The following is an 18,882-nucleotide window of genomic DNA, read 5'->3' as shown; positions in this document are numbered from 1 at the left end:
TCATGAGTTTTATCATTACTGCAAACCGGGTTTTCGCCCGATTTCAAACCTTCGGTACGAAAACTCGCGGAAAACCTGAAACGCACCGGCTGGTATAGTTTTCCTGCCCGGGTGCGCCGCAGGGGGTGCGCATCCGGGCATTTCTTCGTCTCGGATCTGCCTCCTCCTGCGGCATCGAGTTCCGCCGAGCCGTGGCCGACCGAGCCGACCGCGACGCCTTCGGACACAGCAACGACAAGCTGAATTCCGTCGAGCCGACCGAGTCGGCGATTCTTTCGGAATTCACCAAGGCGTCACCGTACCCGGAATCTCGATGCGACACGCGGCAAACCGAAGAGTCAGGCCGCCATCCGATTCCGCTTTCTGTTACAGCAAATATTCCGCAACCGAACCGCATCGTCCGGCGGCTGCGTGAATTCGCCAGCGGCCCAGCGATGTTCACCCGAGCCGACCGGCAGACCGAGCGACCGATCGTCCCGGACGCCGCACCGGCCAACCCGGTCCGCGAGCCTTGCCGGGCTGGGGCGCTTCACCCCTGCAAATCCAAAGACATTGTCAGCCAACATGATTGGATGATATCCAGATCTGGGTAAGATGAACAAAGCTGGGTGGCAAATGTTTTACCGCCTGCATCGTCGCCTGCGCGCGCCGCGTTACCCCGCCCGCGGCATCGCGCGACGCACCCGCACGGCCCGCCGACCCGACCCATCCACCACACCCCACCGACACGAACTCCCCCGATTGGGGCATCGGCCCCCGATCGCACTACACTGGTCCTCCGCGCCCCTATAGCTCAGTTGGTAGAGCTACGGACTTTTAATCCGCAGGTCGTAGGTTCGAGCCCTACTGGGGGCACACGCGTCGGGCGTCCGGGTCATCCGGGCGCCCGACCTGGTTTTCTGGGGAGTTCTCCGCTCGTTGTCCCTTACTAATAGGGACACGCCGATGCCGACTCCAGCTCTTGTCACCGTGCACCAGCGAGTCTGCCGCCGCCTGGCCCCAGCCGCGCCGACCGCCCTGCCGGGAATGCCCGTTCGGATGCCGATGGCACCACACCCCATCGCGGGCCACCGGCACAACGCCGAACCGCCGACCGCGGATACCTGAGCCATGCGGATGCCTGAGCTATGAGGATTTGCGACGAGTGGCGACCGGTCCGATTGTGAGGAAAGGCACAAATGGTTCGCTGACCGTCCGTGGCGGGCCGCGGGCCCTGCAGAAGCAAACGGATGGTCAGGCCTGTTGAGGAGAGAACCGTTCGCATGATCGAGAACTCGGCTCGTTCAGCCGTGCGCTACCGATTGTCTCCGACACTTCGGGCCGAGACGCCGAGAGCGGTCCGGTTGGTCCGTAGCGCTGGATCGCGAGGGTGCGCACGCACTGCCGGTCCGGAAGCAATGGACGGCAGGCGAGGACGCCACTTCGCCGCCGATCACACTCGGGAGCACGCGGACCTGATCGTGCACGGCCCACCTCGGTCCGCGGCGGCGGGGCATTGTGATTCCGGTGGATTGTGCGTTACCGCACTCGAGCTAACGCCACGAACAGCGCGCCGATAGTCCCCTCAGTGCGGGCTGACCCCATACACTCGTGTGGATCACTGAACGGCTAAGACGTCATATGACGAGTATCACCAGGGCATCGATCGTCCAAAGGATGCGTTTCGCATCACACCTACGGTGCCGTAAGGTATGGCCGCATCGGTATCGGTCTACCTTGGGATGACCAGCACGACCGGACGCACACACTGAAGGGTTCATACATGGCAAGGGATCTGACTCAACTCGAGCTTCTGACGGAGTTGGAGCCGGTTGCCGAAGAAAACGTCAACCGGCACCTTTCTCTGGCAAAGGAATGGCACCCGCACGACTACGTCCCGTGGGACGACGGCCGCAATTTCGCGGCACTCGGTGGCATCGATTGGGATCCCGAGCAGTCCCGCCTCAATGAGGTCGCGAAGGCGGCCATGATCACCAACCTGCTCACCGAGGACAACCTGCCCTCCTACCACCGGGAGATCGCCGAGAACTTCTCCCAGGATGGCGCCTGGGGCACCTGGGTGGGCCGCTGGACCGCCGAAGAGAACCGCCACGGCATCGTCATGCGCGACTACTTGGTCGTCACGCGCGGCGTCGATCCGGTCGCCCTCGAAGAAGCTCGAATGATCCACATGACCAACGGCTTCGCCTCCCCAGCCGAAGCCGACGCCGGATTCCTGCACTCCGTCGCGTATGTCACCTTCCAGGAGCTGGCCACCCGGGTCAGCCACCGCAACACCGGCAAGGTCTGTGACGACCCGATCGCCGACCGCATGCTGCAGCGCGTCGCCGCCGACGAGAACCTGCACATGATCTTCTATCGCAACATGTGCGGCGCCGCCCTCGACCTCGCGCCCGACCAGGCCATCGAGGCCATCACACTGATCCTGGAGAACTTCCAGATGCCCGGCGCCGGCATGCCCAACTTCCGCCGCAACGGTGTACTGATGGCCAAGCACGGCATCTATGACCTGCGCCAGCACCTGGAGGAAGTCGTCCAGCCGGTGCTGAAGAAGTGGAACATCTTCGAACGCACCGACTTCACCGCGCGCGGCGAAGCGGTCCGCGAGCGGCTCGGCCTGTTCCTGGATAAGCTGGCCAAAGACGTGATCAAGTTCGAGGAGCAGCGCGACCGCATGCTCGCCCGCGAAGCCGCCAAGCGCGAGCGCGAGATGGCGGGCAGCACGGTCGGCTGACCACGCTGACGCAACCGCGCCGCCGTCCGGGACTCGGACGGCGGCGCTTTCCGGCGTCGTCCGAACGTCTGGTTCGAGCCGGTGACAGTCCTCCTCAGGACACTCGTCTTCCCGACCCGGCGACCCGTAGCAGCCGAGTTACGTGCGGAAATGAGACACTGGTCGGCGTGACGATGACTACCGAGGCGAAGGCAGCTCTGCGGATCGGGCCGTATCCGGTCGATCCGCCGGTCGTGCTGGCGCCGATGGCGGGCATCACGAATCTGGCCTTCCGCAAGTTGTGCCGGGAATTCGGCAGCCCGACCTCGATCTACGTGTGCGAGATGATCACCGCGCGCGCCGTGGTGGAGCGTAACGAGAAGACGCTGCACATGATGTCCTTCGACGCCGACGAGTACCCGCGCTCGATGCAGCTCTACGGTGTGGATCCGGCGACGCTCGGCGAGGCGGTGCGGATCATCGTCGGCGAAGGCTGGGCCGACCACATCGACCTCAACCTGGGCTGCCCGGTGCCCAAGGTCACCCGGCTCGGCGGCGGTGCGGCGCTGCCCTATAAGCGGACGCTGTTTCGCCGCATCGTGCGCGCCATGGTGGACGCGGCCGAACCCGCGGGCGTGCCGGTGACCGTGAAGTTTCGCATCGGCATCGACGACGACCACCTCACCTACCTGGACGCGGGACGCATCGCGGAAGCCGAAGGCGCGCGGGCGGTGGCCCTGCACGCGCGCACGGCGGCGCAGCGCTACTCCGGCCAGGCCGACTGGACCGCGATCGCCCGGCTCAAGGAGGCGGTCACGACCATCCCGGTGCTCGGCAATGGCGACATCTTCTCGGCCGCCGACGCCGTTCGCATGATGGACGAAACGGGCTGTGATGGCGTGGTGGTCGGTCGTGGCTGTCTGGGCCGGCCGTGGCTGTTCGCCGAACTGCAAGCCGCACTCCGCGGCGAGCCGCTGCCCGCGGCCCCCGATCTGGGCCGGGTCGGCGCCGTGCTGTATCGGCACGGCACGCTCCTGTCGGAGCATCTCGGCGAGGACAAAGCCATGCGCGACCTGCGCAAGCACATGGCCTGGTATCTGATGGGATTCCCGGTCGGCGCCGACCTCCGTCGCGCGTTCGCGACCGTCGGCAGCCTCACCCAACTGGAAGACCTTGTCGGACAACTCGACCCGACCGCACCCTTCCCCAAGGACGCCGAAGGCCCACGCGGGCGCCAAGGTTCACCGGGAAAGGTCGCATTGCCGCACGGCTGGCTCGACGACCCCGACGATCCAGCGGTGCCGCAAGCCGCCGATGTGATGCACAGCGGCGGATGATCGGGCAATCCCGCAGCGAACCGCGCTGCCAAACACCGCTGTGACCTCGCCGGTTTCGCACTCGGGTGGCTGGCTGTGGCGGAATCGTTATCATTGCGGAATCGGTGCTGCCGGTGGAGTACGGCTGAGGCGGAAAGCAAGACGAAAAGCGAGGTTCGTTGGTGGGTGACGATCGGCACGGGCGTTCGCCACGGCCCGGAGGTCGTGCCCCGTGGGAGCGGTATCCCGCGGCGGATTACCCCGAACGAGACGCCACACGGACGTCCCGGCGCTCGCGGCACACCGACGCCACTCCCGACCAGGGTTCCGCACCGCTCACGGTCCAGGATCTCGTCCAGCGGGTCGACAACGAGCGTGCCGGGCGAAGGGGCCGCAGGGCGGCCGCGCCACAGGACGGTGACGCGCCGAATCGTGGCCGCCGCGCCGAACCGGCAGTACCGGACGCGGGCCCCGCACCAGGACGGGGCCGCCGCGCCGAACCCGTGCCACCAGACGCCGGTCCCCCATCCGGACGGGGCCGCCGTCCCGAGCCGGGGCTACCGGACGCAAGCGGCCAACTAGGGCGGAGTCGCCGCGCCGAGCCCGAACTACCGGATGCGGGGCCCGCACCGGGACGAGGCCATCGCGCCGAGCCCGCGCCACGCCAGGACGCTCCCCGACGCTCCCCAGAGCCCGCCCGCCGCCCCCCGGACGCCGCCAATGGCCGCGGCGCTGCGGCAGGCCCCCGCCGCGCCCCCGACACGCCCGCGGCACGACCCACCGGCAGTTCTCCGGTGGTCCAGGACATCGCGGGTGAACACGCCACCCCTGCCTCGCGCGCCGCGAACCGTCGTCCAGCCGAGCGCTCCGGTCCCCCAGCCCGCCCCGAGCCGGAGCCGGCCGAAGAAATCACCGACGTTCTTCCCCCGCTCACCGAGCAGACCCGCGCCAAGCGCAAGGGCGCGGGCTGGCCGACCAAGGAAGGCAAAGCCCAACCGAAGCCGGTGGGCACACCCGCGCAATCCCGCCTGGCGGCCGCCCGCGAGCGCAGGAACAAACGCCTGCGGACCATCGGCCGAGTCGCGATGGCGGTGGTCGCCGTCCTGGTTCTGTTGACGACCGGCGGCGGCTGGAGCTACATGCAGTCGACCACGGACAGCTTCACCCAGGTCTCCGCCCTCGACGAGAACTCACAGGACATCGTCGATTCCAATGCCCAGCTCGGCGACGAGAATTACCTGCTCGTCGGTACCGACACGCGCGCAGGCGCCAACGGCAACCTCGGCGCAGGCACACTGGACGACGCCGAGGGCTCCCGCGCCGACACCACCATGCTCGTCCACATCCCGAAGAACCGAAGTCGGGTCGTCGTAGTCTCCTTCCCGCGCGACCTGGACGTGACCAGGCCGCAATGCACCGGGTGGGACAATGAGAAAAGCAGAAGCTCCGGCGAGAAGTACCCGTCTGCCATAGGCGACAAGCTCAACGCCGTCTACAATCTCGGCGGCCCGCCGTGCCTCGTCTCCACGATCCAGCGTCTCACCGGCGCGTCGATCAATCACTTCATCGGCATCGACTTCGCCGGCTTCGAGACAATGGTCAATAAGATCGATGGCGTCGAGGTCTGCGCGACCAAACCGCTCGTCGACGAGGTACTCGGCACCATCCTCGAGAAGCCGGGTAAGCAGCGCATCAACGGCGAGACCGCACTGAACTATGTGCGGGCCAGGCACGTCTACGGCGAGGAACGCAGCGACTACGACCGGATCAACCGGCAGCAACGCTTCCTCGCTTCGCTGCTGCGCGGTGCACTGGCGAGCAACGTGCTCTTCGATCTGGGCAAACTGAACGGTTTCATCAAAGATTTCACCGATCACACCGTGGTCGACGAAAAGACCAGGCCCGAGGATCTGCTGATGCTGGGCCGCTCGCTGCAGAAGATCGATGCGGGCACGGTTACCTTCATCACCGTCCCGACCGCGGGCACCACCTCTTACGGCAACGAGATCCCCCGCGAATCCGACATCAAGGCGATCTTCAAGGCGATCCGCGACGATCAGCCGCTGCCGGGAGAGAAGCCGACCGTCCCGAAGGACACACCCGCTCCTACCCCGGCCACGCCGGCACCGACGAAATACACGGCGGTGGATCCCTCCACCGTCTCGTTGCTGGTGTCCAACGGCTCCGGATACGAGGGTCTGGCGCGCACGGCCGCCACCAAGCTCGGCAACCAGGGCTTCACGATCTACAACACCGGTAATTACGCCAACGGCAACTCCGCGACGACGAAGGTCCGCTACGCCGCGGGCCTGGAAGCCGAGGCCGCCACGGTGGCCACCGCGATCCCCGGCGCGACCATCGAGGCCGCCGACGATCTCGGCGGCATCGTCGAGGTCGTCATTGGAGCGGACTCGACGAACGGCGTCACCGTGAAGGCACCGACGCCGGTCGGCGACACGATCACCAACGTTGCGACCAGCACCTCGAAGGATTCGACGCCGACCGTACTGCCCTCGGACCTGGAACACGTCAACGCGGCCGAAGAGATCTGCAAGTAGCAGCTGGCCCAATAGAGCCATCCGGCATGCTGGGCACGGCCGCGCCCGCTGTGCGACGCGGATCACATTTTCTGGGTTCGCGGATACTCGAGACCGAGATCGGCGACGCGACCGGAGCGAGCGATCCGCCTGCGGCAACACGCGCGCTAACAGTTCGCACCGGTCATTCACTCGGTGTTCGTGACTTGGTCAACGCGCCGAACTAGGGGTTTGCTGTCCGCTACCACCAGGGTCAGGTACGCGCCCGGATATGAGGCCGAGGCCGCGACCGTGGCCACCGCGATTCCCGGAGCCAGGGAGAAAGCGGGCGAGCTCGGCAGCATCGTCCAGGTGGTCCTCGGCAAGGAGTACACCGGCACGATCCGCCCGCCCGTTCCTTTCGGCGACGAGATCACGAACGTGGCTGCCTCCACGGAGAAGACCGAGGTCGCTCTGCCGTCCGACCTGGAGCACATGCACGCCGCCGACGACATCTGCAAGGAGCGGCGATCCGGCGGTAGCCGCCGACACGCCGGTCGGCAGTCACGCTTGCTGTGCGATGCGGGTCACATTTCCGCGGTGCGCAGCCGCAGCGAGACCAAGATCGGCCACGCGGACGCGGCGAGGTTTCCGCCTGCGGCAACACACACGCTAACTGTTCGCACCGGTCATTCACTCCCTGTTCGTGACTTGGTCAGCGCGGCGAACTAGTGTCAGTTTTCATGCGTGTCATCTACAACGAGCAAATGGCCGAGCTCGCCAACTTGTTGGGCGAGATGGCCGGCCTGGCCGGCTCGGCCATGGAGCGGGCGACCCAGTCGTTACTCCAGGCCGACCTCGCTCTGGCCGAGCAGGTGATCAGTGAGTACGACCGGATCCACGAGCTGATCCAGGACGCCGAAGAGAAGGCGTTCGCCCTGCTCGCGCTACAGGCCCCGGTTGCGGGCGATCTGCGGCAGGTGGTGAGCACGATCCAGATCGTCGGGGACGTGAACCGGATGGGCGCGCTCGCGCTACACGTGGCGAAGGTCGCGCGCAGGCGCCACCCGAATCACGCGCTGCCCGAGGCGGTCAACGGCTACTTCGCCGAGATGGGCCGCATCGCGGTGAACATGGGGGCGGGCGCCAGGGAAGTGCTGGAGACCCGCGACCCCGAGCGCGCCGCGCAACTGAACGTGGACGACGAGGCGATGGACGACCTCCACCGGCACCTCTTCACGCTGCTCATGGACCGGGACTGGAGGTACGGCGTCGCCGCCGCCGTCGATGTCACGCTGCTCGGCCGCTACTACGAGCGCTTCGCCGACCACGCCGTCGAAATCGGCCGCCGGGTCATCTTCCTGGTCACCGGCGTGCTTCCCCCTGACCCGGATGCCGAGTCGTAACCAAGAGTCTTGCGCGACCGGAACCCGCCATTCGTCAGGTCGGTTAAGACTCGGGTAGCCGAACCCAGCGCCCATGGCGGCGCTCGGATACCCGATTCCGCCCGATCACGCCTGCGGCGTTTCCCTACCGGGAACACCGCGCCACGGCGAGTGGCTACAAGGTTTCCGTCTCGATGACGGCAAGCACACGAAAGTCCTGGGTAGCCATGTTACCCAGGACTTTCGCCGTGCTATGCCGCGTCGACCGGGATGCGTTCGGTGGCCGGAATCAGCCGAAGCGACCCGAGATGTAGTCCTCCGTGGCCTTCTGCGAGGGGTTGGAGAAGATCTTTTCGGTGTCGTCGATCTCGATCAGCTTGCCAGGCTTACCCTGGGCCTCGAGGTTGAAGAAGCCGGTCTGGTCACTCACGCGCGCGGCCTGCTGCATGTTGTGCGTGACAATGACGATGGTGAATTCCTTCTTCAGCTCGGTGATCAGATCCTCGATCGCCAGGGTGGAGATCGGGTCCAGCGCCGAGCAGGGCTCGTCCATCAGCAGCACGTCGGGTGACACCGCGATGGCACGCGCGATGCACAGACGCTGTTGCTGACCGCCGGAGAGACCGCCGCCCGGCTTGTCCAGGCGGTCCTTCACCTCGTTCCACAGGTTGGCGCCCTTCAGCGACCGCTCGGCGACCTCGTCGAGCTCCTTCTTGTTGCGCAGGCCCTGCAGCCTGAGCCCCGCGACCACGTTGTCCCGGATGGACATGGTGGGGAACGGATTCGGCCGCTGGAAGACCATGCCGATGGTGCGGCGCACGCCGACCGGGTCGACCTGGGTGCCGTAGATGTCCTCGCCGTCCAGCAGCACCGCGCCCTCGACCCGGGCGTTCGGGGTTACCTCGTGCATGCGGTTGAGCGAACGCAGCACGGTGGACTTGCCACAGCCGGAGGGACCGATGAAGGCGGTCACGCTGCGCGGCAGCACGGTCAGCGAAACCTCGGACACGGCGTGGAACTTGCCGTAGTAGATGTTCAGATCTTTGACGTCGATCCGCTTGGCCATTTTTCGGTAATCCGTTCCGCTTCTATCGGTTCCGCGTGAGCAGCCGGTTGACGACCGCCGCTGCCAGGTACAGGAGGGCAATGATGAGAATGAGAGTCAATGCCGCACCCCAGACCCGCGCCCGTCCTGCGGCTTCGGGGTTGGCCAGCTCCTGGTAGATCAACAACGGCAGCGACGCCATATTACCGTCGAAGATGTTCATGTTGATCGACTTGCTGTAGCCGACCAGCACCAGCACCGGAGCGGTTTCACCCATCACCCTGGCGATGGCCAGCAGGATGCCGCTGATCATGCCGGGCAGCGCGGTCGGAACCACGATGCGGACAATCGTCTTCCACTTGGGGACGCCGAGGGCGTAGGACGCTTCGCGTAGCTCGTCGGGCACCAGTTTGAGCATTTCCTCGGTGCTGCGAACGACCACCGGCAACATCAGCAGCACCAACGCCAGCGACACAGCGAACGAACTCTGCGGGAACCCGAGCGTCGCGATCCACAGTGCGAAGATGAACAGCGCCGCGACGATCGACGGCACGCCCGCCAGGATGTCGACCATGAACGTCGTGGTCTTGGCCAGGGCTCCGCGACCGTACTCGACCAGATACACCGCGGCCATGATGCCGAGCGGCACCGCGATGACCGTGGCGACCAGCGATTGCACGATGGTCCCGTAGATCGCGTGGTAGACGCCGCCCGCGAACTGATTGGGCAGCACGCCCTTCAGCGAGTTCTGCCACCAGTTCGCCTTGACCACGGCGTTGAAACCCTTGGTGACCACCATGAACAGCACCCAGCCCAGCGGCACCAGCGCGATGCCGAAGGCCAGCCAGACCAATCCGGTGGCGAGATTGTTGCGCACCCGCCGGCTCAGGCTCACATGCCGGAAGGTGGGGGCTTTGACCGGCCGGTCCAATGTCGACGTGGTCATCACCCGTTCACCCTTCCGCCGGCGGCCAGACGCGCCAGCGCGTTCACGACGAAGGTCAGCGCGAACAGCACGAAGCCTGCCGCGATGTACGCGCCGGTCGGCAGCGGCTCACTGAATTCCGCCGCCGCCGAGGCGATTTTGGAGGCGAAGGTGTAGCCGCCGTCGAACACCGACCAGCTTCCCGGCTGCGCTGCCGTCTTCAGCACGATCAGCACGGCGATGGTCTCGCCGAGCGCGCGGCCGAGGCCGAGCATGGCTCCGGCGATCATGCCGCTGCGCCCGTAGGGCAGCACGGTCATCCGGACGACCTCCCACTTCGTCGCACCGAGCGCCTGGGCCGCTTCGATGTGCGCGCGGGGGGTGAGGTTGAACACCTCGCGACTGACCGACGTGATGATCGGCAGGATCATCACCGCGAGCACGACGCCCGCGGTGAAGATCGTGCCACCGCTGGCCAGCGGGATATTGCCGTCCGAGAACAGGAACAGCCAGCCCAGGTTGTCGTTGAGGAAGGTCTGCACCGGCTCCAGCTGCGGAGCGAGGACCAGAATTCCCCACAGACCGAACACGATCGAAGGCACCGCCGCCAGGAGATCGACGAGCACCGAGAACGGCCGCGCCAATGACTTCGGCGCGTAGTGCGTGAGAAACAGCGCGATGCCGATGCCGATCGGAACGGCCAGCACCAAGGCGAAGATCGAACTCAGCACCGTCACCATGAACAGATCCCGGATGCCGAACCGTAGGTTGTCGGCGTCGGAGGTGTTGAACTCGGCGCTGGTGAAGAAGTTCGCGTCGTTCGCCAGTACCGAAGGCACCGCCCGAATCAACAGGAACAGCGCGATCAACGCGATGGAGGCAACGATGATCGCACCTGCCGTCGTGGCCAGCGAGCGGAAGATGATCTCCGCACGCGGACTGTGACGGCGCCCGGCTCCGGCCGGTTCGGTGCTCGGCTTACTCGGCATGAGCGCAGTATCTCCGCCCGCCCGCCGGACGGTCGAATCCGACTGTCCAGCGGCGGCAACTTCGTCGTGCACGGTCATGGGTTCGCTATCAGGAGATGGCGTTGATGGCGGTGGTCAGCTTGGTCTTGAACTGCTCCGGGATCGGGATGTACCCGGCCTCGTCCAGACCCTGCTGGCCGTTGGTGACCGCCGAGGTGAGGAAGGCCTTGACCGCCTTGGCCGTGTTGGCGTCGGCGTACTTCGAGCACACGATCTCGTAGGTCGGCATCACGATCGGGTACGCGCCCGCCGCGGTCGGCTTGTAGAACGAGGAGGTGTCGATGACCAGGTCGTTGCCCTGACCCGAGATCTTCGCCGACTCGATCGCCTTGCCCGCCGACTCGACGTTCAGGGTTACCGGGTCCTTGCTCGCCGAGGTGATGACGCGGGCGATCGAGAGGTTCTGCGCCTTCGCGAAGGACCACTCGTTGTAGGTGATCGAGTTCTTGGTCGTCTTCACTGCGGCCGAGGTTCCCTCGTTGCCCTTCGAGCCCGCGCCGACGCCACCGACGAACGCCTTGCCCGCGCCCTTGCCCCAGGCGCCGTCGGAAGCGGCGTCCAGGTAGAGCTGGAAGTTGTCCGTGGTGCCCGACTCGTCGCTGCGGAAGATCACCGCGATCGGCTCGGACGGCAGCTTGGCGTTCGGGTTCAGCGCCTTGATCTCGGGGGCGTCCCAAGTGGTCACCGCGCCGTTGAAGATCTTGGCGGCGGTCGGGCCATCCAGCGCGAGGTCGGTCACGCCGTCGATGTTGTAGGTGATGGCGACCGGGCCGAACACGGTGGGGAGGTTCCACGCGGGCGAGGCGCAGCGGTCGGCGGCCTTCTTCGGCTCGTCCTTCTTCGGGTTCAGCGGCGAGTCGGAGCCACCGAAATCGGTCTGGTTACCGAGGAACTCGCTCACACCCGCGCCGGAACCGCTCGAGGTGTAGTTGAGCGTGGCGCCGTCGCAGTTCTTCTCGTAGGCGGCGATGAAGCGCTCCATCGCGTTCTTCTGCGCCGAGGAGCCGCTGGCCTTGAGAGCTTCCTTGCCGCCACAGGCCACATCCACCTTGGCAACGTTGCTCGAGTCGGTCGCGGTGTTGTCGTCGCTGCCACAGGCGGCCAGGGTCATGGCGCCAGCGGCCAGCACACCAACGAGGGCGCTGCTGCGCTTGAAATTCACTATTCCTCCGGAATGGCGTCCTACTCGTCCGGTCCCTCACCGGCCCGGACGGGTGATGTGGTGCTGTTCGCGGGGAACTTGCGCACCAGGCAGCAGTGTGCTGCCCTCACTCAACGTAGGGTCATGTGGTTGACAGTTGGACCGACCTGGGTGAACGGAGGGTGAACAGCCCGGCGCGATTACACCCGGTATATGTGACGTTTGCCCCAGTTTTACTCGAGGACACCGAGTCCGCCGCCTGCTATTCAGCCTCGGCCGCCGCGTAGGCGACGTCGACATGGGCGGTAGCGAATCCGAGACGGGTATAGGTGCGCACCGCGGCGGCGTTGTCGGCCTCGGTATACAGCAACACTTCGGCTAGACCGCGGTCGCGCAGGTGGCGCAATCCGGCCAGCGTGAGCAGACGGCCGAGCCCCCGCCCCTGCGCCGCCGGGTCGATGCCGACCACATAGACCTCGCCGAGCGGCGGGCGCTGCCCGTAATGCACCTTGGTCCAATGGAATCCGAGCAGGCGGCCGGGCGCCGCGGCATCGAAGGCCAGGAACAGGCCGTTCGCGTCGAACCAGGGCTCGGCGCGGCGGATCTCGATATCGCGTTCGGTCCAACCACCCTGTTCGGGATGCCAAGCGAAGGCGGCCTTGTTCACCCGCAGCAACTCCGCGTCGTCGGCGGGACCGGCGTAGCTGCGCAGCACGATGTCGTCCGGCACGGCCAGTTCGGGTAGCTCCGATGTAGCCAGCGGCCGCCGCATCTGCCACAGCTCACGCACCGTACGTAGCCCGAGACCGGCGGCGAGGGATTTGGCTGCGGGCCGATCACCATGTGCCCACACCCGCGCCCCTGGACCGCCTGCCGCGAGCGCGGCCGTGACCAGATCGGTACCTGCTCCCTGACCGCGGGCCAGCGGGTCGACCGCGACCTCCGCCATCGCCGGGTGTTCGCCATGCGCGGGAACGAGGTTCGCGTATCCGACGATCACACCGCCGCGCCGTGCGAGCAGATGCCGCGCAGCGGTGTGGTCGCCAGAGGTCACCGACAGCACCGCCTGCTCCGAGATCGGCGCGACGCCGTCGGCAGCCGTGGCCCGCGCGAGCAGATCGGTGATCGCCCGTGCCGTGTCCTCGTCCGGACGATCGATCCACAGGGTCGTCGCGCCGCTCATCGGCCTCCGTTCTTCGAGCCATCGGACCCCGTGCGGAGTTCCGCTTCTGGCAACGTCATGGGAGCCAGCCGCATTTCGATATCGGCCGATCGCGATACGAGGGCTAGCGGAGAGAACGCGGCCACCAGCCGCGAGGACTCAGGGCGTGGAACCGTTGATCGGCGCGAACGGTGAATCGTCGGTGCCCTCGTTCTCATCTTCCGGGAAGTTCACCGGTTCGCCCTTGCCCGCAGCCCGCGACGGACGCACCGCCTTGTAGCCCACGTTCCGGACGGTGCCGATCAGGGACTCGTACTCGCTGCCGAGTTTGGCGCGCAACCGCCGGACGTGCACGTCGACTGTGCGGGTGCCGCCGAAGAAGTCGTAACCCCACACCTCCTGCAGCAACTGCGCGCGGGTGAACACCCGTCCCGCGTGCTGCGCAAGGTACTTCAGCAGCTCGAACTCCTTGTAGGTGAGGTCGAGCGGGCGTCCGCGCAGCCGCGCGGTATAGGTGCCCTCGTCGATCACCAGCTCGCCGAGGGTGATCTTGCCGCTGTTCTCCGGGCTGGCCACGCCGCCGTTGCGCCCGACCAGCAGCCGCAGCCTGGCGTCGAGTTCAGCCGGTCCGGTGCCGGGCAGCAGGATGTCGTCGAGTCCCCAGTCGGCGTTCACCGCGACCAGACCGCCCTCGGTTAGCACCGCGACAACCGGCACGGACGAGCCGGTACTGCCGAGCAGGCGGCACAGCCCACGGGCGGCGGCCAGGTCGGTCCGCGCGTCCACCAGGGCGACATCCGCGGTGCCCGCTTCGAGCAGCGAGGCCACTTCTGTCGGCGCGGGGCGCACGTTGTGCGCGAGCAACGCCAGCGATGGCAACACCGACTCGGGGTTGGGGTCGGAGGTAAGCAGGAGCAGCTCCACAGGCCCTCCTCCCATCTCGTAGCGTCGCGAATGCGGCAGCGCCGCCGTAGCCACGTCGCTAATCACAGGTAATCGGATGCAAGATTAGCGCGTAACCCTGGATGACCACGCATTCCGGGGTCCGGCACCGGACCGGAGGACACGCCGGAGCCGGGTTCGGGCCAACCGATAGGGTGCGTCCATGGGTTACACGTCGGGCAGGCCCACCACCCGCGAGTTGCCCGGCGCGGAATTCGAACGCGTGCCGCGCGGCGCCCGACCGGCGCGGCCCGAGACCCGGAGAGACGGGGGAGCATGCGGAAGCTGATCATCGGCCTGCTGTGCCTGGCCGGATTCGCGATCGTCGTCGACTTCAGCACCGCCGCCTATTCGGAGTACCGCGTGTCACGGGCGCTGCGGGACGGCGCCGATCTCACCGCGGACCCCGAGGTGACGATTCACGGTTTCCCATTCCTCGGCCAGGCGTGGGACAGCCGCTACGACAACATCGAGATCCGAGCGAGGGCCAACCGCGACGACATCCCCGGCGAGACCGCACTGGAGGCGACGCTGACCGGGGTGCGGCTGCCGCTGGGCGCACTTGTCGACGGCAGTCTGCGCGGCGTCCCCGTGGAGCGGGTGGACAGCAGGCTGCGGGTGGAGCCCACCGAACTCGGCAGACTGTTCACCATTCCCGACCTGCAGGTGCACTCGCGTCCAGCGGACAAGTCCGACGGGACCGGCGGGTCGGGGGGCTCCGGCATGACCACCACGGGCGCGCTGGTGCTCACCGGCACTTTGCCGGAGACCCCCGGCGCGCAGTACGGCGGCGAAAAAGTCAGCGTGCAGGCCGATCTATTCCTCGACGGCGACCAGGTGAAGATCGTGGCGACCGGCTTCTACCGTGGCAGCCCCGGCACCGAGACCATGCCGGTGGCGGTGATCACCGAAGCCGATCGCCCTGCCGTGCTCGCGAGGTTCACCCGTACCATCGACACCAAGGAGTTGCCGTTCGGTGTCCGGCCCACCAAGGTCTCCGCCCAGGGCGGCCAGATCGTCGTGGAGGGCAAGGGCGTGAACGTCACGATCGACCTCGACCGATTGCACCGACCATGATCCCATTCACCATCCTGGCAGTGGTACTGCTCGCCGCGCTGGCCGTGGGCGTCCTGCTGCGCCGCCGCCACGGCAAGGTGCGCGCGGGGAACGCCATCGACTTGTCCGAATCGGCGCGCGCCGAGCTGCTCGCGGCCGTCGGTGTGACCGGTGCCGGTCCCGCGGTGCTGCATTTCTCCGCCGAGTGGTGCGGCCCGTGCGCCGCTGTTCGCCGGGTGGTCGCCGGTGTCACGGACCAGTTGAAGGGATCGGCGCAACCGCCGCAGGACATCGAGGTGGATATCGACGCCGAGCCCGCGCTCGCGCGCGAGTTGAACGTGCTCTCGCTGCCGACGACTTTCGTCTTCGATGTCGAGGGCAGGGAACGGTTCCGCATCTCCGGCGTGCCGAAGGCCACGGATCTGCACTCCGCGCTGGAGCCACTCACCGCGGCCGCCTGAGGCCGAACGCAGACGCGCCCGCCTGAGCTGCGCGGACAAGGCCTCTAGACGGATGTGACGCCCCCCGGGTCCAATTCCCCCGCCGAATTGGGTAAACTCCTTTCCGTGCTTGCCAACCACGAGCTGATGCTCACCCGACGCCGCACAGTGGATCTGTGTCGGCTCGGTGGTTGTTGCTGCCTGTGCCGCTGATCGGTCGGCCTCCCCAATTCCCTGACGCCGACCGCTGCCCGCCGCGCGAGTGATCCCCGGATCCCCCGGCGAACTGGCAATTTTCCAGTTATCAGACTTATTCAGCGCAGGAGTACGCACAATGTCCACCGAGATCCGAAATAGTTCCGGAATCGCACCCACTTCCACCGATCAGGTCGACGTCCGCGGACCCCGCTTCACCGCGTGGGTCACCACCGGAATCCTCGTTCTGGTCCTGCTCGCCGCCGCGTTCTCGGCGGTCGCCGCGGCAGTGCTGATCGCCCTGCAGGCGATCGCCTTCGCCATCGGCGCCGCCTATGGTCCACGCCGGCACCCCTACGGCCGGATCTATGCCGCGTTCGTGGCGCCGCGGCTCACGCCGACCGGCGTCACGGAGCCGGTGGCTCCGCTGCGGTTCGCACAGTTGCTCGGCCTCGTCTTCGCGGCCGCCAGTTTGCTGGGCTTCGCGCTCGGCTCCACAGTCGTCGGCGCCGTATTCGCCGGCTTCGCCCTGTTCGCGGCGTTCCTGAACGCGGCGTTCGGGATCTGCCTGGGCTGCCAGATCTATCCGCTGGTCGCCCGTCTCCGCCGGACTGGTCCGGACAGCGGTGTTCGCGAGCCCTCCGTGGGCACGCGGGCGTCCGGGCCTGACGCGCACCCCGCCGGATCCCCGGCATCGAACTGAACCCTGCAAGTCATCTCTGAAAGGAAAACAATGGCTCGCTCCGATGTCCTGGTCTCCGTTGACTGGGCCGAAGAGAACCTCAACGCCCCCGGCGTGGTCTTCGTCGAGGTCGACGAGGACACCTCCGCCTACGACGGTGGGCACATCGAGGGTGCCGTCCGGCTCGACTGGAAGAAGGACCTGCAGGATCAGGTTCGTCGCGACTTCGTGAACCAGGAGCAGTTCTCCGACCTGCTCTCGGCGCGCGGCATCTCGAACGACGACGAGGTCATCCTGTACGGCGGCAACAACAACTGGTTCGCCGCGTACGCCTACTGGTACTTCAAGCTGTACGGCCACAACAACGTCAAGCTGCTCGACGGTGGCCGCAAGAAGTGGGAGCTGGACGGCCGCCCGCTGTCCACCGCGCCGGTGAACCGGCCCGCCACCCAGTACAAGGCCGCCGCGCCGGACCTGTCGATTCGCGCCTTCCGCGACGAGGTCATCGCGGCCATCGGCACCAAGAACCTGGTCGACGTGCGTTCGCCTGACGAGTTCACCGGCAAGATCCTCGCTCCCGCGCACCTGCCGCAGGAGCAGAGCCAGCGTCCGGGCCACATCCCCGGCGCCATCAACGTGCCGTGGAGCAAGGCCGCGAACGAGGATGGCACCTTCAAGTCCGACGCCGAACTGGCCGAGATCTACCAAGAGGCCGGGCTGGACGGCGAGAAGGAGACCATCGCGTACTGCCGGATCGGTGAGCGTTCCTCGCACACCTGGTTCGTCCTGCAGGAACTGCTCGGCCACCAGAATGTCAAGAACTACGACGGGAGCTGGACCGAGTACGGCTCCCTCGTCGGCGCACCGATCGAGTTGGGAGAGTAATCAATATGTGTGCAGCACCGACACAGGGTCAGGCCATCCCGGCCGGCGTCGATGTGGAGAAGGAGACGGTCATCACCGGCCGCGTCCTGAGCACCGACGGCCAGCCGGTGGGCGGCGCGTTCGTGCGCCTGCTCGACGGCAACGGTGATTTCACCGCCGAGGTCGTCGCCTCGGGCACCGGCGACTTCCGGTTCTTCGCGGCTCCCGGCGCGTGGACCGTCCGCGCGCTGTCCTCGGCGGGCAACGGCTCCGCCGAGGTGCGCCCCGAGGGCGCGGGCATCCACGCCGTCGACGTCGCGGTCGCCAAGTAGGGCACCGCACTCGCTGAACGGCCCCGGCGCTTTCCTTCCAGGGAAGCACCGGGGCCGTTTGCGTGTGGCGGTGCGGGTGTCGTTAGACTCCAAAACGTGGTCCTCTTCTTCGAGATTCTGCTGGTGGCTGTGGCCGTGCTGATCGGCTGGTTCGGCCTGTACGTCTTCTACCGGCTGTTCACCGAATCATGAGCGAACTCGCGAGCGAAGGTTCCGATCCGGCCGAGCGAGCGAGTGAACAACTGAACGGCAGCGCTCCGGCCGACACCGCTGCTCGCCGCAGCGGCGACCAAGCCGTGGCCGACGCCGCCGAACGGGCGAAATCGACCAGCGCCCGCAATATCCCGGTCCTGCCGGATCTGCCGCTGCCCGAGGAGACCGCCAATCTGCGGCTCGGGCCGGATCTGAGCGCCTCGATGCTCGCACTGCTGCCGCTGGTCGGCGTCTGGCGCGGCGAGGGCGAGGGCAACGATCCCGAGCGCGGCGACTACCGGTTCGGCCAGCAGATCGTCGTCTCACATGACGGCGGCGACTTCCTCTCCTGGGAATCCAAGTCCTGGGTCATCGACGCCGAAGGCAATTACGGCGGCCCCGATCTGCGCGAAAGCGGCTTCTGGCGAGTCGGCATCGACGGCAACGACGAGGTCATCGAGCTGTTGCTCACCCACAGCAGCGGCATCGTAGAGCTGTTCTACGGACAGGCGCTGACCCAGTCGTCCTGGGAGCTGGCCACCGATGTGGTGATCCGCAGCCAGTCCGGCGTCGTCGTCGGCGGCGCCAAGCGCCTCTACGGCATCGTCGAAGGCGGCGACTTGGCCTACGTCGAAGAACGCGTCGTCGCCGACGGCCCCCTCGAACCCCGCCTCTCGGCCCGCCTTCAGCGCTACATCGGTTGAGCTGCGGAGGCGACAATACTGCCGTCGCTTCCTGCCGACGCGACAACTGATTTCGTAAGCACATGGGTAACTCACCGGGTACGCCCAGAACTCACGCTGCACCCAACGCAGGACCTGTCACCAACCCGAGTGGCACCCACTGGTACGGCCTGAATACTCGGAGAGGCGGAACAGAACAGCCCCCGAGCCGTAACCGGTGCGGTTTCATACGCACGGGTCCGGTCGGACAGACCGGGGCTCGGGG

General features: G+C 66.8%; 18 protein-coding genes and 1 tRNA gene. 13 read left to right on the top strand and 6 right to left on the bottom strand.

Annotated features, from left to right (window positions below; translation table 11 throughout):
* Positions 1-191 precede the first annotated feature (191 nt).
* The 7 genes from AB0M45_RS06955 (at position 192) to phoU (ending at position 7,951) form a co-directional block, all read left to right on the top strand.
* Positions 192-593 carry a hypothetical protein gene (locus tag AB0M45_RS06955; protein WP_364323763.1) on the top strand — a complete coding sequence of 134 codons (402 nt, stop codon included), beginning with the start codon at positions 192-194 and terminating at the stop codon, positions 591-593.
* A gap of 189 nt (positions 594-782) precedes the next feature.
* A tRNA-Lys gene (locus AB0M45_RS06950) sits at positions 783-855 on the top strand.
* 907 nt (positions 856-1,762) lie between these two features.
* On the top strand, positions 1,763-2,734 hold the full coding sequence (locus AB0M45_RS06945) for an acyl-ACP desaturase (protein ID WP_364323761.1): 972 nt from the start codon (positions 1,763-1,765) through the stop codon (positions 2,732-2,734).
* 173 nt (positions 2,735-2,907) lie between these two features.
* Entirely contained in the window at positions 2,908-4,050 is a 1,143-nt protein-coding gene (gene dusB, locus AB0M45_RS06940) for a tRNA dihydrouridine synthase DusB (RefSeq protein ID WP_364324120.1), read from the top strand.
* Positions 4,051-4,823: 773 nt separating this feature from the next.
* Positions 4,824-6,587: an LCP family protein gene (locus AB0M45_RS06935; protein ID WP_364323759.1), complete on the top strand. Its 1,764-nt coding sequence runs from the start codon at positions 4,824-4,826 to the stop codon at positions 6,585-6,587.
* Positions 6,588-6,797: 210 nt separating this feature from the next.
* On the top strand, positions 6,798-7,277 hold the full coding sequence (locus tag AB0M45_RS06930; RefSeq protein ID WP_364323757.1) for a hypothetical protein: 480 nt from the start codon (positions 6,798-6,800) through the stop codon (positions 7,275-7,277).
* Between the two features lie 11 nt (positions 7,278-7,288).
* Positions 7,289-7,951, top strand: a complete 663-nt coding sequence (gene phoU, locus AB0M45_RS06925) for a phosphate signaling complex protein PhoU (RefSeq protein ID WP_364323755.1) — start codon at positions 7,289-7,291, stop codon at positions 7,949-7,951.
* A gap of 268 nt (positions 7,952-8,219) precedes the next feature.
* Here phoU and pstB read toward each other — a convergent pair whose 3' ends face one another.
* The 6 genes from pstB to AB0M45_RS06895 all read right to left on the bottom strand — a co-directional run bounded on the left by pstB (position 8,220) and on the right by AB0M45_RS06895 (position 14,155).
* Entirely contained in the window at positions 8,220-8,996 is a 777-nt protein-coding gene (gene pstB / locus AB0M45_RS06920) for a phosphate ABC transporter ATP-binding protein PstB (protein WP_364323753.1), read from the bottom strand.
* A 22-nt stretch (positions 8,997-9,018) separates the two neighbouring features.
* A complete protein-coding gene (gene pstA / locus AB0M45_RS06915) occupies positions 9,019-9,921 on the bottom strand; it encodes a phosphate ABC transporter permease PstA (RefSeq protein ID WP_364323751.1) in 903 nt (300 codons plus the stop codon).
* Positions 9,921-10,889, bottom strand: coding sequence for a phosphate ABC transporter permease subunit PstC (gene pstC / locus AB0M45_RS06910; protein WP_364324118.1), 969 nt, complete (start codon positions 10,887-10,889; stop codon positions 9,921-9,923). Before pstC ends, pstA begins: the two co-directional genes overlap by 1 nt.
* 88 nt (positions 10,890-10,977) lie before the next feature.
* Positions 10,978-12,090, bottom strand: a complete 1,113-nt coding sequence (pstS, locus tag AB0M45_RS06905; protein ID WP_364323749.1) for a phosphate ABC transporter substrate-binding protein PstS — start codon at positions 12,088-12,090, stop codon at positions 10,978-10,980.
* Positions 12,091-12,331: 241 nt separating this feature from the next.
* Positions 12,332-13,252, bottom strand: coding sequence for a mycothiol synthase (gene mshD, locus AB0M45_RS06900; protein ID WP_364323747.1), 921 nt, complete (start codon positions 13,250-13,252; stop codon positions 12,332-12,334).
* Positions 13,253-13,390: 138 nt separating this feature from the next.
* Positions 13,391-14,155, bottom strand: coding sequence for a response regulator transcription factor (locus tag AB0M45_RS06895; RefSeq protein WP_364323745.1), 765 nt, complete (start codon positions 14,153-14,155; stop codon positions 13,391-13,393).
* Between the two features lie 294 nt (positions 14,156-14,449).
* Between AB0M45_RS06895 and AB0M45_RS06890 the strand changes: the two genes are divergently transcribed.
* The 6 genes from AB0M45_RS06890 to AB0M45_RS06865 all read left to right on the top strand — a co-directional run bounded on the left by AB0M45_RS06890 (position 14,450) and on the right by AB0M45_RS06865 (position 18,638).
* On the top strand, positions 14,450-15,250 hold the full coding sequence (locus AB0M45_RS06890; RefSeq protein WP_364323743.1) for an LmeA family phospholipid-binding protein: 801 nt from the start codon (positions 14,450-14,452) through the stop codon (positions 15,248-15,250).
* Positions 15,247-15,690, top strand: a complete 444-nt coding sequence (locus AB0M45_RS06885) for a thioredoxin family protein (protein ID WP_364323741.1) — start codon at positions 15,247-15,249, stop codon at positions 15,688-15,690. The genes AB0M45_RS06890 and AB0M45_RS06885 overlap by 4 nt, the downstream gene beginning before the upstream one ends.
* 313 nt (positions 15,691-16,003) lie before the next feature.
* Complete coding sequence (locus tag AB0M45_RS06880) at positions 16,004-16,567, top strand: DUF4395 domain-containing protein (protein ID WP_364323739.1); 564 nt, start codon at positions 16,004-16,006, stop codon at positions 16,565-16,567.
* 30 nt (positions 16,568-16,597) lie between these two features.
* A complete protein-coding gene (locus tag AB0M45_RS06875) occupies positions 16,598-17,431 on the top strand; it encodes a sulfurtransferase (RefSeq protein WP_364323737.1) in 834 nt (277 codons plus the stop codon).
* 5 nt (positions 17,432-17,436) lie between these two features.
* A complete protein-coding gene (locus AB0M45_RS06870; RefSeq protein WP_040773727.1) occupies positions 17,437-17,742 on the top strand; it encodes a DUF1416 domain-containing protein in 306 nt (101 codons plus the stop codon).
* Between the two features lie 188 nt (positions 17,743-17,930).
* Positions 17,931-18,638 (top strand): FABP family protein, encoded by a 708-nt coding sequence (locus AB0M45_RS06865; RefSeq protein ID WP_364323734.1) that lies wholly within the window; start codon positions 17,931-17,933, stop codon positions 18,636-18,638.
* Positions 18,639-18,882 lie beyond the last annotated feature (244 nt).

Source organism: Nocardia sp. NPDC051787, from assembly GCF_040681325.1.
GTDB lineage: Bacteria > Actinomycetota > Actinomycetes > Mycobacteriales > Mycobacteriaceae > Nocardia.
The sequence above is the reverse complement of the archived record's forward strand: the minus strand, read 5'-3'. Positions and strand labels throughout refer to the sequence as shown.